Source organism: Psychroflexus torquis ATCC 700755 (assembly GCF_000153485.2).
Lineage (GTDB): Bacteria > Bacteroidota > Bacteroidia > Flavobacteriales > Flavobacteriaceae > Psychroflexus > Psychroflexus torquis.
Genome location: NC_018721.1, coordinates 3,342,857 through 3,361,174, shown reverse-complemented (window position 1 = coordinate 3,361,174; position 18,318 = coordinate 3,342,857). Strand labels below are relative to the sequence as shown.

General features: G+C 34.9%; 14 protein-coding genes, 3 tRNA genes and 2 pseudogenes. 15 read left to right on the top strand and 4 right to left on the bottom strand.

All coding sequences use genetic code 11. From position 1 onward, the window contains the following. Genes yidD through P700755_RS14530 form a run of 3 tightly spaced genes read left to right on the top strand, consistent with a single transcriptional unit; the run spans nucleotide 1 to nucleotide 1,588 of the window. Nucleotides 1-246, top strand: a complete 246-nt coding sequence (gene yidD, locus P700755_RS14540) for a membrane protein insertion efficiency factor YidD (RefSeq protein WP_041758882.1) — start codon at nucleotides 1-3, stop codon at nucleotides 244-246. A gap of 51 nt (nucleotides 247-297) precedes the next feature. Beyond that, on the top strand, nucleotides 298-1,119 hold the full coding sequence (lgt, locus tag P700755_RS14535; RefSeq protein ID WP_015025400.1) for a prolipoprotein diacylglyceryl transferase: 822 nt from the start codon (nucleotides 298-300) through the stop codon (nucleotides 1,117-1,119). Next, nucleotides 1,106-1,588: a DUF192 domain-containing protein gene (locus P700755_RS14530; protein ID WP_015025399.1), complete on the top strand. Its 483-nt coding sequence runs from the start codon at nucleotides 1,106-1,108 to the stop codon at nucleotides 1,586-1,588. Before lgt ends, P700755_RS14530 begins: the two co-directional genes overlap by 14 nt. Before the next feature lie 656 nt (nucleotides 1,589-2,244). On the opposite strand, the gene P700755_RS14525 is transcribed toward P700755_RS14530, so the two are convergent. Continuing rightward, nucleotides 2,245-3,699, bottom strand: a complete 1,455-nt coding sequence (locus tag P700755_RS14525) for a sodium:solute symporter (protein ID WP_015025398.1) — start codon at nucleotides 3,697-3,699, stop codon at nucleotides 2,245-2,247. 82 nt (nucleotides 3,700-3,781) lie between these two features. On the opposite strand from P700755_RS14525, the gene recR reads away from it, so the two are divergent. The 3 genes from recR (at nucleotide 3,782) to P700755_RS14510 (ending at nucleotide 6,957) form a co-directional block, all read left to right on the top strand. Beyond that, the gene (gene recR, locus P700755_RS14520) at nucleotides 3,782-4,405 is read left to right on the top strand and encodes a recombination mediator RecR (protein ID WP_015025397.1); all 624 of its coding nucleotides are present in this window, start codon (nucleotides 3,782-3,784) and stop codon (nucleotides 4,403-4,405) included. 5 nt (nucleotides 4,406-4,410) lie between these two features. After that, the gene (locus tag P700755_RS14515; RefSeq protein WP_015025396.1) at nucleotides 4,411-5,529 is read left to right on the top strand and encodes a glycosyltransferase family 2 protein; all 1,119 of its coding nucleotides are present in this window, start codon (nucleotides 4,411-4,413) and stop codon (nucleotides 5,527-5,529) included. Between the two features lie 81 nt (nucleotides 5,530-5,610). Beyond that, entirely contained in the window at nucleotides 5,611-6,957 is a 1,347-nt protein-coding gene (locus tag P700755_RS14510; protein ID WP_015025395.1) for a dihydrolipoamide acetyltransferase family protein, read from the top strand. 81 nt (nucleotides 6,958-7,038) lie between these two features. Here P700755_RS14510 and P700755_RS14505 read toward each other — a convergent pair whose 3' ends face one another. Beyond that, on the bottom strand, nucleotides 7,039-7,950 hold the full coding sequence (locus P700755_RS14505; protein WP_015025394.1) for an FKBP-type peptidyl-prolyl cis-trans isomerase: 912 nt from the start codon (nucleotides 7,948-7,950) through the stop codon (nucleotides 7,039-7,041). 69 nt (nucleotides 7,951-8,019) lie between these two features. Here P700755_RS14505 and P700755_RS14500 point away from each other — a divergent pair, with 69 nt between their 5' ends. Together P700755_RS14500 and P700755_RS14495 are read left to right on the top strand one after the other, a co-directional pair. Continuing rightward, a complete protein-coding gene (locus tag P700755_RS14500; RefSeq protein WP_015025393.1) occupies nucleotides 8,020-8,403 on the top strand; it encodes an RNA-binding S4 domain-containing protein in 384 nt (127 codons plus the stop codon). 7 nt (nucleotides 8,404-8,410) lie between these two features. Then, complete coding sequence (locus tag P700755_RS14495; RefSeq protein WP_015025392.1) at nucleotides 8,411-8,911, top strand: phosphoribosyltransferase family protein; 501 nt, start codon at nucleotides 8,411-8,413, stop codon at nucleotides 8,909-8,911. Here P700755_RS14495 and P700755_RS14490 read toward each other — a convergent pair. Then, nucleotides 8,908-9,438 carry a shikimate kinase gene (locus tag P700755_RS14490; RefSeq protein ID WP_015025391.1) on the bottom strand — a complete coding sequence of 177 codons (531 nt, stop codon included), beginning with the start codon at nucleotides 9,436-9,438 and terminating at the stop codon, nucleotides 8,908-8,910. The two genes, P700755_RS14495 and P700755_RS14490, sit on opposite strands and share 4 nt — an antisense overlap. A gap of 104 nt (nucleotides 9,439-9,542) precedes the next feature. Here P700755_RS14490 and P700755_RS14485 point away from each other — a divergent pair. From P700755_RS14485 to P700755_RS14455, 7 genes and pseudogenes are all read left to right on the top strand, one after another. Beyond that, nucleotides 9,543-9,615: transfer RNA gene (locus P700755_RS14485), tRNA-Lys, on the top strand. Nucleotides 9,616-9,819: 204 nt separating this feature from the next. After that, nucleotides 9,820-9,892, top strand: a tRNA-Lys gene (locus P700755_RS14480). 389 nt (nucleotides 9,893-10,281) lie between these two features. Continuing rightward, nucleotides 10,282-10,365: transfer RNA gene (locus tag P700755_RS14475), tRNA-Leu, on the top strand. A 486-nt stretch (nucleotides 10,366-10,851) separates the two neighbouring features. Next, nucleotides 10,852-11,665, top strand: a pseudogene (locus P700755_RS19485) (IS1595 family transposase). A gap of 155 nt (nucleotides 11,666-11,820) precedes the next feature. After that, nucleotides 11,821-13,575: a T9SS type A sorting domain-containing protein gene (locus P700755_RS14470; RefSeq protein ID WP_015025390.1), complete on the top strand. Its 1,755-nt coding sequence runs from the start codon at nucleotides 11,821-11,823 to the stop codon at nucleotides 13,573-13,575. A gap of 9 nt (nucleotides 13,576-13,584) precedes the next feature. Then, on the top strand, nucleotides 13,585-14,397 hold the full coding sequence (locus tag P700755_RS14465; protein ID WP_015025389.1) for a class I SAM-dependent methyltransferase: 813 nt from the start codon (nucleotides 13,585-13,587) through the stop codon (nucleotides 14,395-14,397). A 1,359-nt stretch (nucleotides 14,398-15,756) separates the two neighbouring features. Further along, a pseudogene (locus P700755_RS14455) lies at nucleotides 15,757-17,464 on the top strand (DUF885 domain-containing protein). A gap of 16 nt (nucleotides 17,465-17,480) precedes the next feature. Here the strand turns inward: P700755_RS14455 and thiD are convergent. Continuing rightward, nucleotides 17,481-18,290 (bottom strand): bifunctional hydroxymethylpyrimidine kinase/phosphomethylpyrimidine kinase, encoded by an 810-nt coding sequence (gene thiD / locus P700755_RS14450; RefSeq protein ID WP_015025385.1) that lies wholly within the window; start codon nucleotides 18,288-18,290, stop codon nucleotides 17,481-17,483. Nucleotides 18,291-18,318: the final 28 nt, after the last annotated feature.

Genomic DNA, 18,318 nt, shown 5'->3' with positions numbered 1-18,318 from the left:
ATGTGGCGAAAAGTATTAATTTTTCCATTTTTGGCACTCATAAAAGCTTACCAATGGATACTTTCTCCACTCTTAGGACCTAGTTGTAGATTTCAACCAACTTGTTCTCATTATGCTTTCCAAGCTTTTAGAACACATGGTGTCTTGAAAGGCTTATACTTGAGTATCATACGCGTTTCAAAATGCCATCCTTGGGGAGATTCTGGGTATGATCCAGTTCCAAAGCCCAAAAAACAGCAAGATTAACCTCTCAGGTTTCAATTATAATTATATTAGCATTTTTTAAATAACAGAATTATGCTCCATGCTATCCAGTGGGACCCGTCTTTAGGTCTAGATATAGGTTTTTTTATGATTCGATATTACAGCCTTATGTTCCTCATTGCGTTCGGGACTGGGTTTTATATCATGAAAAAGATATTCTTCAAAGAAGGGGTTTCTTTAGAAAAGCTAGATAAGCTTCTCATTTACACCATACTTTCCACCTTAATTGGGGCTAGATTGGGTCATGTTATTTTTTATCAACCCGAATTGTTTCTAGAAGACCCTTTATCTGTTTTTCTACCCGTGAGCTTTGTTCCCGAGATTGAATTAACTGGCTTTAGAGGTTTAGCAAGCCACGGAGCTGCTATAGGAATTGCTATTGGTATGTATTTCTACAGCAAAAAGGTAATGCAAAAACCTATTTTCTGGATTTTGGACCGGATTGTAGTCCCCGTATCCTTGGGAGCAGGTTTTGTAAGAGTTGGTAATTTTTTGAATTCAGAAATAGTAGGTAAAGCCACTACTTCCGATTTTGGTGTTGTGTTTGTGCAGCTTGGTGAAAGTTTTCCAAGACATCCAGCTCAGCTGTATGAGTCCATTTGTTATTTTATTTTATTTGCCGTCTTATCTTTCCTCTTTTGGAAAACTAACTTGAAACAAAAAAAAGGAATTCTTTTTGGAGTCTTTTTTGCAAGTTTATGGACCATCCGTTTTATTGTAGAATACGTCAAAGAGCCTCAGGTTGCAGATCGTGCCGATTGGATATTCAACACTGGACAACTCCTGAGTTTACCTATGATTTTAATTGGCTTAGGGATTATTTATTTTTCTTCAAGGTCTAATGCAAAAGCTTAAAATTTTAGTGGCCTTGAATATCATAGGTGCCTTGTTCTCCTGCCAGACAGATAAAAATAAGGAAACTGATCTTACTCAAGCATTTTCTTTCAGAAAAGATACATTGCTCAAATTCGTAAAGGATATGGATACTCTCCCTTTCACTTTTGAAATTGAATTAGCTAAAAGCGATTACCAGAAGGAAACTGGCTTAATGCATAGAAAGCAAATGAAGACTAATCGAGGAATGCTTTTTATATATGAGGATCAAAGAAAGCGACAAACGTTCTATATGAAAAATACGTTTATCCCTTTAGATTTGATTTATCTCAATTCAGAATTAGAAATTGTTGATTTTAATTTGGATACTAAACCACTTTCAGAAGACTATATTTCATCGGAAATTCCTTCAATGTTTGTTTTGGAATTAAATGCTGGCCAAGTCAACCAACTCACTATAAAAAAAGGGGACCAAGTTGTTTTAAAGTAATAAAAGATGATTTTTTAAATCACCTTTTATCAAACAAGCTTTATCAGAGACTAATCCAAATAATAATACTTAATTATATAACGCAAAAAGATAAGGTTTGTTACAGTTATTAACAGACTTTAACAAAATAGTAATCAAAAGCTGATAATTTTAAACAAAATTTTGATTAAAGTAACTTACAAAACTCTAGTGATTGAAGCTTCAAAAAAAAGTAGTCGATATGCTAATAGAGCGATACTCGCCTTGTTGGAGAAGGAACATAATTGACAGCTGTTGGAAAGCGAAAAGGTCGGGGTAGTGTCGTGGAGATTGTAACTAATACCAAATTACATTTATAATGCCGTATGAATAAATTAAATTATACTACGACGTAGCTCAGCACAGGTTTTTTGATTAATTGAAATTAAAAATACAGGCGAAAAAAACCTATGCCGAATTCGTATCGGTAAAACGACTTATTGCGACATTATAGGTCTAAATTGGTATAAACCACAAAAGGGAACCGATATTCATACAGTAACTTTAGACATCAACACGAGTTTACAAAAAGAGTACGAAGACTATTTACACCAGCTTAAACCAGAGCGTGTCATCTTTAATCCCGACACAGAGAATCTAGAGTTGAAAAGAAATTGAAAGCTTCTGATATTGATGCTTTAGAAGTTTGCACCTTGGTTCTTTTGGCGACGAATCAATAGTAAACCTAGAAAAGTTAAAAGCCCATTCAAAATCAGTATGAAAAAGCCAAATTCAAACTTAAGATAAGTAAAACTGAGCTGACTGATAACATAAGATAAAACTGGAGATAGTATAGCAATAACAGGAACCCATTTATCCTTTACGTTCCATCTTGTGAAAAGACCAAAAGCATATAATCCCAAAAGAGGGCCATAGGTATACCCCGCAAATTCGAATAACTTGTTAATTACGCTTTTGTCTGCTACAGCATATTTAAAAATCATCATAACCGCTATAAGAACTAAAGAAATGATAATATGAATGTATTGACGAACTTTGATTTGTGAAGCTTCAGAATATCGCTTTTGAATATCTAAAATATCTATACTAATAGAGGTCGTTAATGAGGTTAACGCACTATCTGCACTTGAATAAGCCGCTGCGATAAGCCCGAGAATAAAGGTAATAGCTACGCTAATTCCCAAGACACCAGAGGTGGCAATAGCTGGAAATAAATCATCTTTGATTTCATTAATTCCGGCAACATCTGCGAAATCTGTTAATAGCAGACCTAAAAGAAGAAATAAAAAGTTGACAACAGTCAAAACTAAAGTAAACCAAAAGATATTTTTTTGAGCATCCTTGAGTGTCCTGCACGTCAAGTTTTTTTGCATCATATCTTGGTCAAGTCCAGTCATCACAATAGCGATGAACATTCCTGAAATAAATTGCTTAAAAAAGAAATCTGAACTTTTATAATCCTCAAAAAAGAAGATTTGAAAATTATTATGAGTCTCTAAATAGCCCCAAAGACTTTTAATTTCCAGAGCATCAGAAATATAATATATAGAAAACCCTAGCGCTATAAGCATAAATAGGGTTTGCAAGGTATCTGTCCAGACAATAGTTTTGATTCCACTTCTAAACGTATAAAGCCATATCAATAAAATAGTGATACTCACCGTCACGTAATAAGGAATACCGAGAGCATCAAAAACAATCAGTTGCAATACATTAGCTACTAAAAAGAGCCTAAAACTCGATCCCACAATTCTAGAAAGTATAAAATAAGAGGCGCCTGTTTTGTAGGCATAATTTCCAAATCTAGACTCTAAATAAGTGTAAATTGAAGTCAGATTCATTCTATAATAGAGAGGCATAAGAACCAAGCTTATAACCGCATAACCAATAGTATATCCTAATACCACTTGGAAATAACTAAAGCTATTAAACTCTACAGTTCCCGGGATGGAGATAAACGTTACCCCACTCAGGGAGGCTCCAATCATACCAAAGGCGACCAAATACCAGGGAGATTGTTTATTGGCCTGAAAGAATTCACTGTTATTCCCACTTTTATTGGTCAGAAAAGAGATCAAGATTAAGACGATAAAATAAGCTAAAACGAGGAGTAGAATTTGGTAAGCCTGCATACTTTAATTTTGGAAAGCGAAAGTACAAATGTTTTGATGAGATTTTTATAAAAAGAAAACTCAAAATTGTATTTTAGCCCTCATGGATTTTTCATCTAAGTTTCTTGAGACAGCAATTGAAGAAATTGCTTTACTTCCGGGTATTGGAAAGCGAACTGCACTACGTTTGGCTTTACACCTTTTAAAACAACCACAGTCTCAAACCACAGATCTTGCAAAAGCCTTGGTGGATTTAAAGACAAAAGTGAAACAATGTAAAAGTTGTCATAATATCTCAGATAAGGAGTTATGTGGAATTTGCGCAAACCAAAGCAGAGACCATTCTATAATTTGTATAGTTGAAGATATAAGGGATGTCATGGCTATCGAAAATACAGAACAATATAAAGGGATTTATCATGTATTGGGTGGAAAAATAAGTCCAATGGATGGTGTTGGACCTAATCAATTGAACATTGAAAGTCTGGTTGATAAGATTAAAACTGGAAAAGTTATAGAAGTAATTTTTGCTCTGAGTAGTACCATGGAGGGAGATACCACTAACTTTTATATTTATAAACAAATACAAGCCTCAAAACACTCGCTTAAAACCTCTACAATAGCTAGAGGTATTTCAATTGGAGATGAGTTGGAGTACGCAGATGAAATTACGCTAGGAAGAAGCATTCTTCAACGCGTCCCTTTTGAAAATTCATTAAAAAACTAAGCCAATTGAAACTTTCAATCGTTATACTCAATTATAAAGTACCACATTATTTGATGTTATGCTTAGACAGTGTTACTAAAGCTATAGAGCATCTAGATGCTGAAATTATTGTTGTCGATAATAAATCTGAAGATGAAAGCTGTAAGTTCGTCAAAGCATTTTTTCCAGATGTTATTTTAATTTCAAATACTGAAAATCTAGGATTTTCCAAAGGAAATAATATAGGGGTAGAACAGGCAAAAGGTGAGTATTTATGCATTTTGAATCCTGACACTGTATTACCAGAAGATTGTTTTACAAAGCTAATAGGCTTTCACAAAGAACTCCAAAATCCAGGGGCTATTGGAGTCCAATTGATAGATGGAGCGGGAGAGTTTTTAAAAGAGAGCAAACGAAATGTTCCCACGCCAAAAGTAGCTCTAATGAAATTATTAGGTGATTGCAGTCAGTATTATAACCTTAAATTAAATCAAAATAAGAGAGGAGAAACCGATATTTTAGTTGGTGCTTTTATGTTTATGAAGACCTCCTTGTACAGACAAGTTAATGGTTTTGACGAAGATTATTTTATGTACGGAGAAGATATCGACTTAAGTTATAGAATACTAAAAGCAGGTTTTAAGAATTATTACTTTGGCGAAATTCAAGCTGTTCATTTTAAAGGAGAAAGCACTACAAAAGATCAAGTTTACTTAAAGAGGTTTTATAATGCCATGTATATTTTTTATAAAAAGCATTTTAGGAATTATAAAACATCTTATAAGCTAGTAAAACAAATTTTGAAGCTTGCCAAAATTATTGAGAAAGTAAGACTGAAAAGCCTAAAATCCATAGATTCGTCTAAAAGAAATACACTTATCATAACTGAAGACTCTTGTCTTACAAAACAAATCAAATCAAAAACAGCTTCTGAAGCAAACTTTGCTGTTAAAATACCTGAAGAGTGTACTAATACTCTTATTGTTTTTGATGCTGAGTTTATTTCTTATAAAGAGTCTATAGAGGCACTGATTAAAACTAAGCATAAAAATAATATATTTCGATATAGACCAAGAAAGCAAAATTTCATTATTGGAAGTGAGAGTAAACATTTTAAGGGTGTGATTTTAAAACTGAACGAATAAGTTAATGTATTAAAAATATAAGTGGCTTAAATTTAGTAAATTTGCAATCTTAAATATAAAATTACCTTTTAGGTTATATATATGGCAAAAAAAGAATTGAAATTACCCAAAATGGGAGAAAGTGTTGCTGAAGCAACAATTACCGCTTGGTTAAAAGAAGTTGGAGATACCATAGAAGCTGATGAAGCTGTTCTCGAAATTGCTACAGACAAAGTAGATTCTGAAGTTCCAAGTGAATATGATGGTGTTTTAGTTGAAAAATTGTTTGATGTTGATGATGTAGTCAAAGTTGGCGAAGTCGTAGCTATTATAGAAGTAGAGAGTGAAGATTCTGATGAGAATGAAGGGGAAGCTAGTTCTACCTCCGAACCTGAAGAAGTCTCAGAAAATGAAATAGAATCTGCCTCTGCTATTCAAGATAGTGTAAAAAGTGCTAAGAACACAACGGCTTCCGCATCAAATTATTCAGACTCTTCCAAATTTTATTCTCCGCTAGTTAAAAATATTGCTGACAAAGAAAATATTTCGGTAGAGGAGTTAGATAAAATTAAGGGGACTGGCCTAGATGAGCGAGTGACCAAAGACGATATTCTAACTTATATAAAGACTAAAAAAGAAGGTGGAGCTTCTGCTCAAAAATTTGTTAATGAGAAGTCTCCAGAACCTAAAAAAGCAGTAGAAACTGTCGCTAAACCTAGTACTCCTGTGAATATAAATGCAGGTGACGAAATAATGGAGATGAGTAGAATGGGTAAATTGATTTCTAGCCATATGATTGCTAGCATTCAAACTTCTGCACATGTGCAATCCTTTATTGAGGTAGACGTCACAGACATTTGGAATTGGAGAGGAAAACATAAAGGAGCTTTTCAAGAAAGAGAAGGTGAAAAACTCACCTTTACTCCTATTTTTATGGAGGCCGTTGCTAGAACCATAAAAGACTTTCCCAAGATTAATATCGCAGTTGATGGTGATAAAATCATCATGAAAAAACATATCAATTTAGGAATGGCTGCAACTCTACCAGATGGAAATTTAATAGTCCCTGTTATAAGAGATGCCGATCAGCTTAATCTTTTAGGCATGGCCAAGAAAGTAAATGACCTTGCAGGAAGAGCCAGAAATGGAAAGCTGAAACCAGACGAAACTCAAGGAGGAACTTACACTGTAACCAATGTAGGAACTTTTGGAAGTATAATGGGCACACCGATTATCAACCAGCCACAAGTAGGAATATTGGCCATAGGTGCTATTAGGAAAGTTCCTGCTGTTATTGAAACCCCGGAAGGTGATTTTATAGGTATCCGCTATAAGATGTTCTTATCTCACAGTTATGACCATAGAGTCGTTAATGGTGCTTTAGGTGGACAGTTTATTCAAAGGATGAAAGACTACTTAGAGAAATTTGATACCAATCAAACTATCTAATTGGATCCTTACTATTGAACAAAAAAAATCCCTTTTAAAATAAAGGGATTTTTTTTTGTATCTAATTTACTATTTATTTGATTAAGCATCTTCTGGAAAAGTAGGATCTAAATAATCTGGGGTGTCGTTTCCATTGGAATCTGGAAGAATAAGATTTCCCTCAGCATCAATTTCAATTTCATCTTCGGTAAGTGTTCCATCACCATCGTCGTTTACATCTGCAAAATCTGGGATATTATCCCCATCGGTATCATCATTGGTTAAACGCCTATCCTCATTAATATCTTCCATCCACGACGGGACACCATCTTGATCATGATCAGCTTCTATAGACCTATACAATTGAATATTGAAAACTATAGGTTCATAAGCTGCAATACCAGAACCTGAAGGAGGCGCTGAGTAATAAGCTATTCCAGAAGGAATAAATACGGTTCCAATACCAAAGTTGTCATCAAAACTGATAGTACCATCAGGGTTTTCTTGAAAACTTGTTGACCCCTTGAACTCATCCATGACCTCATAAAATCCTCTAATATTATTAGTTAAATCAAACCAAAGTGGATTAGGTGACCCATCAAATGTTTGATTGTTAAATAAAGAGAATCCTCTGTAGGTAACTAGAACAGAATCTGCAAAGGTTGGGGTTCTAACAGACTCCGCTCCTTCTCGAAATTTTAAATAATATAATTTAAACTCTACGTCTTGTTGAAAAACAAGTTTGGATTTTAAAAATTCTGAATTTATAACAGGCTCTTCGTTTGCATTATCACCAGCAATTGTGTCGAATATTATATTTTGAAAATTCGAATTTTGAGGATTATCTTCAAATCTATAAAAATGGGTCTCCAAAAAACCTTCTATTTGAAGCATATTTTCATCCCTCACTTCTTCAGGATCTCTAAGCTCAAGTGGTTCCCCGGTATCGTCATCATTACTACATGAAAAGATAAAACCAAGCATTAAAATAAAAAGCAATCTTTGTAATTTCATTTAACTGTAATTTTTGTTGCAAGATACGATTTTCTTCTATTTTTGTTAGACGATAAAAATTTGATTTTAATGAGAGTTGATAAATATTTATGGTCTGTAAGGTATTTCAAAACAAGAAATATTGCAACAAGTGCTTGTAAAAAAGGCCATGTCAAAATAGGTGGGAATTCTGTAAAGCCCTCAAGAAATGTGTTTCCTACCGACAAGCTAGAAATAAGAAAAAATCAAATCAATTACAAAATAGAAATTCTAGACATTCCAAAGTCGAGAGTTGGAGCTAAGCTTGTTGCTATTTATTGTACTGATATTACTCCAAAAGAAAGTTTAGAAAAATTAGAATTACTCAAATATTCTCAAGACTATTATCGAAAAAAGGGTGCAGGAAGACCTACCAAGAAAGACCGTAGAGAGCTAGACGATTTAAAAGAAGACACTAAAGACGATATTGAATAAAACGAACATGGAAACAAGCCCAACCTTAATTTTATCTGATGAGGATATCTCCATTAAAATCAAACGAATTTCTCTTCAAATTTTAGAGACTTGCTTGGAGGATAAGGTAATTATTATCGCTGGCATTTATAAAAATGGCGCTTTACTTGCAGAGCGAATTTCAGCACAGCTAAAGCAATTAACAGATACCGAGGTAGTCTTAGCAACTGTCACTTTAGACAAAAAGAATCCATTACATTCTGTCCAAGTATCTATAGAGCCCTCTCTATATAAGAACAAAAGCGTTATCCTCGTCGATGATGTTCTAAATACGGGCTCAACACTCATTTTTGCTGCAAAACACTTTCTGGATGTGCCTTTAAAACAATTTAAAACTGCTGTATTGGTAGATAGAAACCATAAAAAATACCCGATCAAAGCAGATTTTAAGGGGATTTCGCTATCCACATCTCTCAATGAAAGGGTTGAAGTAGACTTTAGTTCTCCATCTAAAGCAGAACTGATTTAAGTATTCTGATTTAAAAGAGACGTCAATTCATCCAAACTTACAGATTCAGTCTTTCCTGTCACATTTAAAACGTGGTCGGCCATAAAGTAAAACTGCTGGCGTTCGAACAAATGCTTTCTTAGAAAATCATCAAAATCACTTTTTGAACTTAAATGAGCTATCACGGGTCTTGATTCTTTTTGTTGAAAAAGCCTATCTCTTAATTCTTCAAGATTTAACTTTACATAAACTGACGTGACATCTAGAGCCTCCATAATACTCTTCATATTATCCGCATAAACTGGAGTACCCCCACCCAGAGACAAAACATAATCTTCATTTTTAGAGAGAATTTCGATTAAGGCTTCCGCCTCGACCTTTCTAAAATAAATCTCACCTTTGAGTTCAAAAAGCTGTGATATCGATAATTGCTCTTTATTTTCGATGTAATTATCGAGATCTATAAAAGGGATATTGAATGTTTTGGCAATAAGCTTACCTAAAGTTGACTTTCCAACCCCCATATATCCTAATAAAACTAACTTCATATCTTGTATTTTTGAATAAATTAAAATTCTTTCAAATTTAATTTAATTTTACTTGAAATACCGAAGGAAGATATTATATTTGCACCCGCAAAAAGACGTTAAAAGATCTGATAGCTCAGTTGGTAGAGCATCTCCCTTTTAAGGAGAGGGTCCTGGGTTCGAGCCCCAGTCAGATCACAATAATTAGGTTATGATTTTGTTTGGTGAGAAGTTTATCCTGAGCAAGCCGAGAGGTGAAGTCGAAGGAAGCCCCAGTCAGATCACAATAATTAAGTTTTGATTTTGTTGGGTGAGAAGTTTATCCTGAGCAAGCCGAGAGGTGAAGTCGAAGGAAGCCCCAGTCAGATGAATTTTTAATTTTAAGTTCTTAGTTTATTACAAGATCTGATAGCTCAGTTGGTAGAGCATCTCCCTTTTAAGGAGAGGGTCCTGGGTTCGAGCCCCAGTCAGATCACAATAATTAGGTTATGATTTTGTTTGGTGAGAAGTTTATCCTGAGCAAGCCGAGAGGTGAAGTCGAAGGAAGCCCCAGTCAGATCACAATAATTAGGTTATGATTTTGTTTGGTGAGAAGTTTATCCTGAGCAAGCCGAGAGGTGAAGTCGAAGGAAGCCCCAGTCAGATCACAATGATTAGGTTATGATTTTGTTTGGTGAGAAGTTTATCCTGAGCAAGCCGAAAGGTGAATTTGAACAGTATATTATCTATTAGATTTTACTTAATTTCTTTTTGAGGGTACACCTCCTTCATTTATAAATACATATTTTCATTTATGATTGTATTGATAAATTCTTTTAAAAATTATCAAAAACAGCTTTGAGTGCTTATATTCGTATTTATTATGCCCAGGTGCTGGAATTGGTAGACAGGCATGGTTGAGGGCCATGTGTCCTTCGGGGTGTGCGGGTTCGACTCCCGCTCTGGGCACTTTTTAAACTCCTACAAAACTTTTGTTTTGCGGGAGTTTTTTTATGAAAAATCTTTATTCACTATCGTTTAAACAAAGTTTTCTAATATTTAGATGCACTCAACCCTTAAGGCAACTTACTTATTCTATATATAGCCCATTGTTTTATGACACATTAGAAACGGAATAAAAAACATAGCAACGTGATTTTATAACGGAACATTCACAAGTAGACGTGAAGTTTTTTTTGATATAACGAATTGGCGATAATTTTAAAACAACCGTTAATGTAAATTTATATATCTAAACTTGAATTCAATAAAACGACGCAACAGACCAAACCATCTAATACTCTTTAGACCCTATCGAAAATTTAATAGATTTAGAAGTATAGAGGCCACCCTGTAACTTCATACTTGCTGTATAGTATAAACTACTAAAACAGTAATTATATGATTAATTTTGAAAGACAAAATGCCCAATAGTCCTATGTTCGGTCCAATTCGGTGGAACCTTCTAAGGAATATCTATCAGAAATCAAGTGGGAAAATGGTTTAAATGCAGTCATACCTCGTGTCTAATCCTTCCTAATTATACTATCATCTCCAATAAATACATCCATACGGAGTCACCTTCAGCAAACACCCTTTTCTATAGAGTGAAATTCAGACTGGATAAGGCTTTTACCATCAGTTTTAGAATGGCAACTACCACTCGAAGTTTATCAGCAAGCTACTTGGCAAAACGAGTAGACATTGCACCGTAACTGCCCGAATGTTCATGCACTAGGTTCGTAACTCTGTGAAGTCTACTGTAAACTTCCTAATGGTGAATAGAGTTGAGATAGATGAGTCTGTAGTAGGGGAAAAAGAAAATAGCAAGGTTAGGAGAAGCTGTGATACCAAGATAAAAAAATCTGGGGTAGCCCATGAGTTGACAGATGATGGATAAGTAAAAAATGTAAGGGAATCAAATAAATGACTTTTCTACTAAAGAACTACGTCCACTATTTGATAAACACATCTCAAAAACTAAAAATATAAATACAAATTTATGGCGACGACATAGACCCATAGCCACTAAATACAACATTAAACCAATACCTAGTGATTCTGGAAAAACTTCAAAATCTTACATACTATGATACGTCATACCAAATCGTAAATCAAAACTACATTTTTATATGAAAGTTCTTTTCATATTAATGGATATTTTGATGAATTCTATTACCGATTGAGCAGGTCTAGAACTAAGAAAACCATCTTTCACAACCTTATTTCTAGAATGATTTATACACAAAAATATATCATTCCAAATTAATATGTGCTTAAATAGCGGCCTCTATAAAAGTATTTTGTGAAAAATGAAAATACTTGTTTATTTTTACTGCCAAATTATAAATAATACAATCTCTATTACGTTTTGAGGAAATACTGTAAACCTTAAAACTGACTTAGTCTTAAATTTAAAAAAAAATGAAAAAAATCGCACTCCTTTTATGCCTTTCCTGTCTCTATCTGGGATTTTCTCAAAGCTTGCCAATTAATTTTGAAGAAGATATAACTACTGAAAACTTTGTCGATTTTGATGGAGGAACCGCTACTGTAACTATCAATCCAATGGCTTCAGGAATCAATACCAGCAACTCTGTAGCTCGAATAGTAAGGGATGGAGGTGCCGCTTTTGCGGGAAGTAAAATTTTATTAGTCGACAATCTTGATTTTTCTGTACTAACGAAAATTTCGATGAAAGTATACACTGATGCGCCTGTAGGAACTACGGTTAAGTTTAAGTTAGAAGGATCAGGACCATCGGCAGATGTAAATGCTACCACAACTGTTTCTAGTGCATGGGAAACTCTAGAATGGATCTTTGTTGGCACCGCTAACAACCTCAATGAACTTGTTTTTATGTTCGATTTTGGAAATATAGGTGACGGTACATCAAACTCAACCTTTTACTTTGACGATATCGAACAAGTCGAGGGACCATTAGCGCCAGTTCCAGCTTCTTTACCGATAGATTTTGAAACAGGAATCGTTGATACCGATTTTCTGAGCTATTCAGGAGCAACATTAAGCGTGATTACGAACCCTGAAATGAATGGCATCAACACTTCTAGTAAAGTAGGTCAAGTTGTTCGAGATGGAGGCGATTTTTGGGCTGGAAGTAAAGTGTTTTTTGCTAATAATCTAGACCTTTCTACATTATGGCAAATTTCTATGAAGGTGAATACAACAGCTCCAGTAGGCACAAGAATAAAATTAGAGCTTCAAGGGCCTTCTGGCACTACCAATTTAGATTATCTAACTACAGTTTCTGGAGAATGGGAGATTGCTAGCTGGAATTTTCACGGTCAGTCTAACGAATACGATAGAATACAATTTATGTTCGACTTTGGCAATGTTGGAAATGGTTCAGCCACCTCTACATTTTTGTTTGACGATGTACAACAAGAAATAGGTCCTTCTATACTAGAGCCTGAGCCAACCAGTCTACCCATTGATTTTGAGAACAGTGTCGTCACTTCAGACTTTACCAATTTTTTTGGTGCAATAGCATCTGTCATTCCGAATCCACAGATAAACGCAAACAACCCTAGTCTTAACGTTGGGCAATTTATTCGAAGTGGCGGTGATGGATTTATGCGGAGTAAGTTGGCCTTAACAGACTTTATTGAAAACATGTCTACTTTTGGAACTATCTCTATGAAAGTATATACCGATGCCCCTGTAGGCACTTTGTTGAAATTTAAGTTAGAAAGTAATGTAGAGGATTTCGGAAAAGAACAAGACGTCTTCACTACCGTATCGGGCGAATGGGCAACCTATACTTGGGACCTTTCAAACGGGGATAACCCAATTTATAATGTTCTGACATTGATGCTAGGCTATAATGGACCAAACGATGCCTCTGCTAATGCGACATTCTTATTTGATGATATTGAGCAAGTATCCAATACACTCAGCGATGGCTTTGATCAATTATCCAATATTAAGGGAGAATTGAGCAGTTATCCAAACCCAGCGAAAGACCAATTGACCATACGCTCAGAAAATAAAATCATCGAAACCCTATATCTGTTTGATATTCTTGGTCATCAGATTAAAGCTCTTTATCCAAACAGCCTAAATATGAATATTGATGTCTCCGATTTATCTAGTGGTGTCTATATTGCAAAAGTTATGACTCTTTCAGGAACAGGCAGTATAAAGTTAATCATCGAATAGCAAAAAGGAATGAACAAAGGACAAATATCAAATACTCTTCGACAGTATAGACTTCTCTATCCTCTTGATAAATTGAGGTACGTATTAGAGAGAAATAAAAATAAAAAACTGAATAAAAAATTTAAAAAAGATAATCCGGAAATTTTACTGCCGCCTGATTACTTAATGTATGAATCTTTTCAAATTGATTACTCAAAATATTATTTTGGGGGTAAAACAACTGCTGAATGGATTTTTAAACTATTAGGAAAACACATAAACTTGTCTGGAGGAAAAATTTTAGATTGGGGGTGTGGTCCTGGAAGAATAATTAGGCATATGCCTTATATTTCTAATGACCAATCTAGTTTTTATGGAACAGATTATAATAAAGAATCTATACAATGGTGCAAAAAGAATATTCAGAAGGTGAACTTTAATCACAATAATTTGGAAGCAAAACTTCCTTATGAAGATAACACATTTGATGCCATTTATGGAATCTCAATTTTTACCCACCTTTCAAAAGAAATGCACTTTAACTGGTTTAATGAATTAAAAAGAGTCTTAAAACCAGGCGGGGTAATGCTTATAACAACTCAGGGAGAAAATTTCAGGCCAAAGCTGATAGAGGAAGAAAGGAAAAAATTCGACCAAGGAGAACTAATTATAAAAGGAAACGTAAAGGAAGGGCATAGAACATATTCTGCATTTCATCCAGACCTATTTTTAGAATTATTATTTAAAGAGGTCAACATACTTGATAAAATTGTGATTTCACCTAAAGGTAAAGACTATCTACCTCAAGATAGATGGCTATTGAAGAAGAAGGCTCTAGTTTAAACCAGCTAGTATTTATATGTTGAGTTTATAGAAACAGAAAAGATTAAAAAAGAAATACGCTCACTGCTGCTTTGGCACTAAAGACTTTGGATGTTTGGGCATTGAAGTGTTTTGCGGACGTCCACCCACACTATAAACACTTCATATCTACGCGATACTTTGCTCAACTAAGAGGAAATAAAAAGTGTAGAAGTCAGTATTTAATTACTTTCAATTTCCTTCTGATTTATTTTTAACGAAATTCACTATTTTGATTATCAGATTAAGCTGAGTCCTAATCAGCGTATTCAATAGTTGTTGTTCACACTTAGCATGCGCTATTTGAAGCAAAGGCATTGCCTGTGAGTGTTGATATTTTACGGGTTGAGTTCTTGATTTTAATAAAGACCAATTCAAATAATACTGTAAGTATTTTGTGGCTACACAATTGAAGGCATCCCTTTACGCTGAAGGTCTCATATCTATATAATTTTAGATAAACATTGGACACATTAATCTTAGAACACCGCTTTAAATCAAATGGAAAAATTCAGTGAGAAAGAATTTAATCACCTAAGATAGAGGAGTTATATTTTTAGATCCAGAGAAGTGAACATATATCAATTTTCATAATTCTTAATTTACATATTTCTTTAATGCCAAATTAAACCTATAATGTCATATAAATAAATTGAATTATACTACGACGTAGCTCAGCACAGATTTATTGATTATTTTTGATAAAAAGCAGGCGAAAAAAAACGGTTTATTTCGAAAACATAGATTTAAAACTTGATGATAATAGCATACTAGAAATGTCAGTTCGAGTGGTTTTAACGAATTTTTGTTTGAAAAAATCATTGAAATTGTATCGAGAACGCTTCAGATAACAAGACACATCTCGATACATCCCGACGAAAACGTCGGAATACTCGATGAGACAAAACAACTTAATATCAGTTTTTTTATAGATTTAAAACTTGATGATAATAGCATACTAGAAATGTCGGTTCGACTAGTTTCAATGAATTTTTGCTTGAAAAAATCATTGAAACTAGTCGAAAACGCTTCAGATAACAAGACACATCTCGAGTATCCCTACGAAAACGTCGGAATACTCGAGAAGACAAAACAACTTAATATCAGCTTTTTTATAACTTTAAAAACTTGATGATAATAGCATATTAGAAATGTCAGTTCGAGTGGTTTCAATGAATTTTTGTTTGAAAAAATACCTTTAGTCTAATATGAATAGGTCTTATATATTTTTTAACCCCTTAATCTCAAAATCAATATTATAAGATATCTCCTTAGTTGGAAGTTGTTAGACGACCCTATTTCCTGCATATAATCTATCTTTAAACTTTAAAATAAACATCCATGAAATACATTATATGTTCTATAGTCTGCCTTTTAGTAGTAAATTTAGGTAAGAGTCAGACCCCTAGTCGGCAATTAGATTCCATCGTTCAGACCTATCAAGACCATAAAGGGTATGATCTAAAAACCTATCCCTTGGGTCTATACACAAAAACTTATTACCAACAAGAAGCTGATTTTGCGAGTCAACTCCTTACCGATTTAGCTGAAATAGATAACAGTCAACTTTCAGAAACTGAACAGATTTCATTAGAAATGCTAAAGTTTAAGCTTAAGGAAACAGTGGACTTCTATGAGTTTGAAGCCTACTTAAATCCACTACTGTCCGATTCTGGTTTCCATCTTAGTCTATCTTATGAAGTGAGAGACCTCAACACTTATGAGCAAGTGAAAGTTTATCTCAACAAACTCAACGCTATTCCTACATATGTCGACCAACATTTTAAACTTCTGAGACAAGGCTTAAAAAAAGGCATCACCCAACCCCGAGTGATTTTTGAAGGCTATGAATCGACTTACGATTCTCAAATCGTTGACCAACCTGAAGACAGTTACTTTTACGAACCCTTTCAGAACCTCCCTTCTACTCTATCAGAATCTCAAAAAGACTCTGTGATTCAAGCAGCAAGAACAGCCATAAAGGCCAATGTCATTCCACAATTTAGACGTGTTAAGAGCTTTTTTGAAGTGGACTATTTGCCCACTACTAAAACCACTTTAGGGGTCTCAGAAGGACCACAAGGCGAAGCCTACTATCAAAATCGGTTAAATTACTATACAACCTTGGATCTAACTGCTGAAGACATTCATCAAATTGGTTTGGATGAAGTGGCGAGAATCCATACAGAAATGAAAGCCATCATAACTAACCTTGGTTTTGAGGGGAGCTTTGAAGAGTTCATCCAATTCCTTAGAACCGATGAGCAGTTTTATGCTAAAACTGGAGAAGACCTTTTAAAAGAAGCCCGTGATATAGCCAAACGTATCGATGCCAAGCTCCCGGCCTATTTCAAGACTTTACCTAGAAAACCCTATGGTGTCGCTAAAGTCCCCGATGCCATTGCTCCTAAATATACAACAGGCCGCTATATTGGCGCTTCTAATGACACTCAGCCGGGGTATTATTGGGTCAACACCTACAACTTAACCAACCGACCTTTATATGTCTTACCGTCCTTAACTGCTCACGAAGCAGTCCCTGGACATCATTTACAAAACGCTCTTAATGCAGAGCTTGGCGATAGCATCCCTGATTTTAGAAAAAACATGTACTTATCCGCCTATGGAGAAGGCTGGGGATTGTACTCTGAGTTCCTTGCTGAAGAAATGGGGATTTATACCACCGCCTATGAGCGATTTGGGAAACTGACTTACGAGCAATGGCGTGCTTGTCGTTTAGTTATAGACGGGCATTCATGCCATGGGATGGACTCGAGAGGAAGCTGTAGACTATTTCACCAAAGAGACAGCCCTTTCGTTACACAATATAAATACCGAAGTAGATCGCTATATTTCATGGCCAGGACAAGCCGTTTCTTACAAGATTGGTGAGATCAAAATTCGTGAATTAAGAGCGAAAGCTGAAAAAATACTAGGTAGTGGCTTTGATATCCGTGAGTTTCATGAAGTTATTCTTGAGCAAGGAGTCGTCACCCTTCCTATTTTAGAACAACGCGTTACCACATATATTGATAAAAATAAAAAGTAAACTCAAAATTAAAAAATTAGTCTCCCAACTTATAAAAATGATGAATTGGACCTGAGCCTTTGCCTAATTTATAATCACCACCCGCTTTGATCGCTTGGTAAATAAATGTTTTTGCTTTTTGAGAAGCGTCTTCTAAACTAAAACCTTGAGCCAAATAACTTGCTAATGCAGAAGATAAACTACATCCTGTACCATGTGTATTTTTGGTTGTGATTCTTGGTGAACTCAATTTTGTTATCTGTTTTGTTTTTACATTGAATAAAATATCGACAGATTTATCACCTTTTAGGTGTCCAGCTTTAAGTAAAACAGAGACCTTAAACTTTTCGGCCAAAGCTCTTGCATAGTCCGAAAACTCCGTAGTATTTTTAATAGTTTCACCTAGGAGAAGCTCCATTTCGGGCACATTAGGTGTGATTACTTCTGCCTGGGGTATTATTTGATGCATCAAGGCCTGTATGGCATCTTCCTGAAGCAAAGGATCACCAGAAGTAGCTACCATAACAGGATCTAAAACGATATGTTTTGCTTTATAATGTTGAAGATGTTTTGCAACTTCTTCGATAACCTCTTTAGAATGAAGCATCCCTATTTTTAAGGCGTCTGCTCCAATATCATCCATCACCGCTGTCAATTGGTTGGCTATCATCTGAGGAGAAACACCTTCAATAGCGTTTACACCAAGGGTGTTCTGGGCTGTAATAGCAGTAATTATGGTTGCAGAATAAGCTCCGCAAGCTCCAGCCGACTTAATATCAGCTTGTATGCCTGCTCCACCACCAGAGTCACTTCCTGCTATGATTAAAAGCTTTGGGTACGTTTTCATTTTTAGTCATTTATTATTGATGGTTTTT